The organism is Kitasatospora sp. MY 5-36, from assembly GCF_001182915.1.
Taxonomy (GTDB): Bacteria; Actinomycetota; Actinomycetes; order Streptomycetales; family Streptomycetaceae; genus Kitasatospora.
On sequence record NZ_LFVW01000832.1, the window covers coordinates 1 to 4037 of the forward strand.

Genomic DNA, 4037 nt, shown 5'->3' on the forward strand with positions numbered 1-4037 from the left:
CTACGCCGGCCGGCGCCCCAGCCCGGCCCCGCGCCCGCGCCGTGAGGGCCAGGGCGCCCCGGGCGACCCGCGCCGTCAGCCGCAGCGCTCCCGCGAGCTGCAGGCCAAGATCGAGGACGCCGTCCTCGCCCGGCACGACAAGCCGGCCGTCAAGCTGCCCAAGACCTTCGGCGAGCCCGAGGGCGAGCGCCTCCAGAAGGTGCTGGCCCGGGCCGGCATCGGCAGCCGGCGCGCCTGCGAGGAGCTGATCGAGCAGGGCCGGGTCGAGGTCAACGGCAAGCGCGTCACCGAGCAGGGCAAGCGGGTCGACCCGCAGAACGACGAGATCAAGGTGGACGGCCTGACCGTCGCCACCCAGTCGTACCTGTTCTTCGCGCTGAACAAGCCGGCCGGCGTGGTCTCCACCATGGAGGACCCGGACGGCCGCCAGTGCCTGGGCGACTACGTGACCAACCGGGAGACCCGGCTGTTCCACGTCGGCCGCCTGGACACCGAGACCGAGGGCATCATCCTGCTCACCAACCACGGTGAGCTGGCCCACCGCCTCACCCACCCGCGCTACGGCGTGACCAAGACCTACCTGGCCGCGATCCAGGGCCCGATCCCGCGCGACCTGGGCAAGCGGCTGGCCCAGGGCGTGGAGCTGGAGGACGGCTACGCGCGCGCCGACAGCTTCAAGGTCATCTCCAACATCGGCAAGAACTACATGGTCGAGGTGACCCTGCACGAGGGCCGCAAGCACATCGTCCGCCGGATGCTGGCCGAGGCCGGCTTCCCGGTCGAGAAGCTGGTGCGCACCCACTTCGGCCCGATCGCCCTGGGCGACCAGAAGTCGGGCTGGCTGCGCCGCCTGACCAACCCGGAGGTCGGCCAGCTGATGCGCGAGGTCGGCCTGTAGGCCCCGTCCGCTCCACCGGAGCCCCCGGTCGCACGTGCTGCGGCCGGGGGCTCCGGCGTTCCCGCGGCGGGGTCGGGTCGGCGTGCGGGCGTCCGTGCGCGGACGCCCGGTGCGGATGTGCTGTGGGGATGTCCGGGGGCGGATGTCCACGTTTCGGACGGGTCGTGTGAGCCGGGACGCAACCGCTGGTCACGGCCTTGTCAGCGCCATGATCCGTGGCCGAGGATGGCCACCGGAGCGCCGCCCCGCCCGGTGGCGGGACTGCGCCAGCACGGGGTGCGCGGGTCGGGGCGGGAGCGGCCGACGGAAACGGGCGAGCAGGGGGAGAGGGCGTCGTGTCCGATGCAGCACTGGGGCGGGCCGGCGGACAGGCCCTCGGCGCGCTGGGACTGGCGGAGCCGGACGGGCAGGTCTACGCGGCCCTGGTGGCCAGCCCGCAGTCCACGGCGGAGGAGCTGGCGGAGAGCTGCGGGCTGACGTTCCAGCAGAGCGTGCGGGCCCTGGACCGGTTGGCGCAGCAGGGCATGGCCACCCGGGCGCCGGTGGACCGGCACCGCTACCTGCCCGTCCCCCCGGACGTCGCGATCGGCACCCTGATCGGCCACCGGGAGTCGGAGCTGCGCTACGCCCGGGCCGAGATGCACCGGCTGATGGACGCCTTCCGGGAGGCCTCGCGGTACACCGACCCGGCGCACTCGGTGGAGGTGCTGACCGGCGGCGAGGCGATCGCCCAGCGGCTGGAGCACATCACCGAGACCAGCCAGTACCAGGTGCGCGGCTTCGACCGCCCGCCGTACATCCAGGACCCGGTGGCGCCGTTGACCCTGCAGCGGCGGCGGCTGCGCGAGGGCGTGAAGTTCCGGACGGTCTACGACCGGGAGGCGGTGGCCTGGCCGGGGCGGCTGGAGAAGAACATCCTGGTCGGCGTCGAGGACGGCGAGGAGGCGCGGGTCCGGCCGACGCTGCCGATGAAGATGATCATCTCTGACGACCGGATGGCGATCATCCCGATCAGCGTCGGCGACAGCGTGCTGGACGCCGCGTACGTGATCCACCCCTCGGCACTGCTCCAGGCGCTGGACACGCTGTTCGAGGCGGAGTGGGAGCGGGCCGTCCGCCTGCAGGCGGCCGTCGGCACCGAGGACGCCGGGTCGGAGCCGGAGACCGACCACCGCAAGCTGCTGGGCCTGCTGGCGGCCGGGCTCACCGACGAGTCGATCGCCCGGTCGCTCGGCTGGAGCGCCCGGACCACCCAGCGCCGCCTCCAGAGCCTGATGCGCTCGCTGGGCGCCACCACCCGCTTCCAGGCCGGGATGGCGGCCCGGGAGCGGGGGTGGCTGTAGCGGGGACGGGAGCCTCCGTCAGCTCCAGGGGCTGAGCGAGGCCCAGCGGCCGTCCGGGCCGCGCTCGACCTTCTCCAGGCCGACCACGGCAGTGCGGTTCAGCCGCCCGTAGATGTGCGGGAACAGCACGCCCGGGGTGGCCCCGGGCGGCGGGGCGCCGTGCGGGGCCTCCCACTTCACCATCGGCTCCACCAGCGACTCCTCGATCAGCAGCGCCATCAGCGGGTCGGGGGTGTCGGAGAAGAAGGCGTTGGCCACCGCGAGCGCCGTCCGCTCGTCCGCCGAGCAGTGGATGAACCCGTCGGTGAGCAGCGACGCGGTGGCGTACGGGCGGCCGGGGTCGGACAGCCAGTCGTCCAGGGGGGCGAGGTGGAGGATCATGGTTCCTTTTCTACCCGTTGTCTCCGGATTGGTCCTGGGGTGCCGCCCGCGGCGGTCAGAGCCCGGCCACCTTGGCGGAGGCGGACACCTCGTACACCAGGGTGAGGGTGCGCCGGGCGCCGGGGGCGAGCGGGACGTCCCAGCGGACGATGCCCTCGGCGTCGAAGGAGTCCGGCGCCGGGGAGCACTCCTCCTTGCGCAGCCGCACCTCGACCGCCGACACCTCGGAGACCGGCACCCGCTCGCGCACCGTGACGACCCTCTCGTCGCGCTCCTCCGGGCCGGAGAAGCGGGACAGGTGCAGCCGGACCGTCCGGGTGGTGGTCTGGCGGCCGGTGAGGCCGGCGGTGGCCTGGCGCTCCTCGCTCTCCCGCACCACCCGGTAGCCGTCCGAACTGCCGAAGGACAGCTCGGCCTCGGCACCGGCGGCGGTGAAGCGCAGCTCGCCGCGGCCGGTGAAGCCGCTGCCGCGGACCAGCTCGACCGGGCCGGACAGCAGCGGGTGCCCGGCCGCGTTGCGGAACCGGACCACCTGGGTGACCAGCGGGGACAGCTCCGGGGCGCAGGCGTACTCGCTGCCCGCCGGGCCGGTGAAGGCGCCCAGCGGCACCCGGTGCGCGCGGCCGTCGGAGGGCACGGTCGCGGGGGCGGGGGCGGGCAGCACCCGGACCTCGCCGCCGTCGTCCACGCCCGGCATCCGGGAGGCCGGGCCCAGGACGGCGACCGCCTCCTCGCGCAGCTCGACCTCGACCGTGCGGCGCTCCTCGTCGGTGCGCTCGCGCAGCACCAGGACGTCCTCGGCCACCGCGGGCGGGGCGGTGGCGAGGGCGGAACGGGCGGTGGAGAAGGTGAGCCGGGCGTTCGTCCAGTCCTCGCCGGTGCGCTGCCAGACCACCGCCTCCGACTCCAGGCGCAGCTCGCCGCCGTCCAGGGTCGCCCGGTAGGAGGGCCGCCACAGCGCGCAGGGCACCAGGTGGGAGACGGTCAGCTCGGCGGGGCCGGGCCGGGCCGCCTCGACGGTGAGCTCCAGGTGGGCGGTCAGCTCGGCCGGGTCCTCCTCGGCCTCGTCCAGGGCGGTCAGGGCCTGCGAGCGCTCCTCCTCCAGGCGGCGCAGCCGGGAGTGGGTGGCGCGCAGCTCCTCGCCGTAGCGCTCGCGCTCGGCGTCCACCCGGTCGAGCTCCCGGGCCCAGCGGTTGGGTTCGAGCTCGCCGAGGCCGGCCGCCTCGCCGATCTCGCGCAGCAGGTCCGCGGAGAGCTGGGCGAGCAGGGCCAGCCGGGCCTCCAGCCGGGCCCGGGCCTGGTCGGCCAGCCGGCTCTCGGCGTCCAGCCGGTGCAGCCGGTGGCGCAGGTCGGAGTCCTCCGGGCCGGGCGGCAGCGGGGCGCGCGGGGCCCAGCCGCGCACCAGCCGGGACTCC

The 4037-nt window shown here is 75.1% G+C and carries 4 protein-coding genes; 2 read left to right on the forward strand and 2 right to left on the reverse strand.

What is annotated here, in order from left to right:
- Positions 1-898, forward strand: an 898-nt coding sequence (locus tag AE652_RS36825) for a pseudouridine synthase (RefSeq protein WP_049659477.1), incomplete at its 5' end; no start/stop codon positions are given.
- A gap of 335 nt (positions 899-1233) precedes the next feature.
- Entirely contained in the window at positions 1234-2241 is a 1008-nt protein-coding gene (locus AE652_RS36830) for a helix-turn-helix domain-containing protein (protein ID WP_049659479.1), read from the forward strand.
- 18 nt (positions 2242-2259) lie between these two features.
- Here the strand turns inward: AE652_RS36830 and AE652_RS36835 are convergent, their stop codons facing one another.
- On the reverse strand, positions 2260-2622 hold the full coding sequence (locus AE652_RS36835; protein WP_049659481.1) for a DUF952 domain-containing protein: 363 nt from the start codon (positions 2620-2622) through the stop codon (positions 2260-2262).
- Between the two features lie 55 nt (positions 2623-2677).
- A partial coding sequence (locus AE652_RS36840; protein WP_049659484.1) for a mucoidy inhibitor MuiA family protein occupies positions 2678-4037 on the reverse strand: 1360 nt, incomplete at its 5' end.

Bases quoted from the DNA above. Each gene is read 5' to 3' on its own strand.
- AE652_RS36835 (WP_049659481.1), bottom strand. From the start codon at position 2,622: ATGATCCTCCACCTCGCCCCCCTGGACGACTGGCTGTCCGACCCCGGC.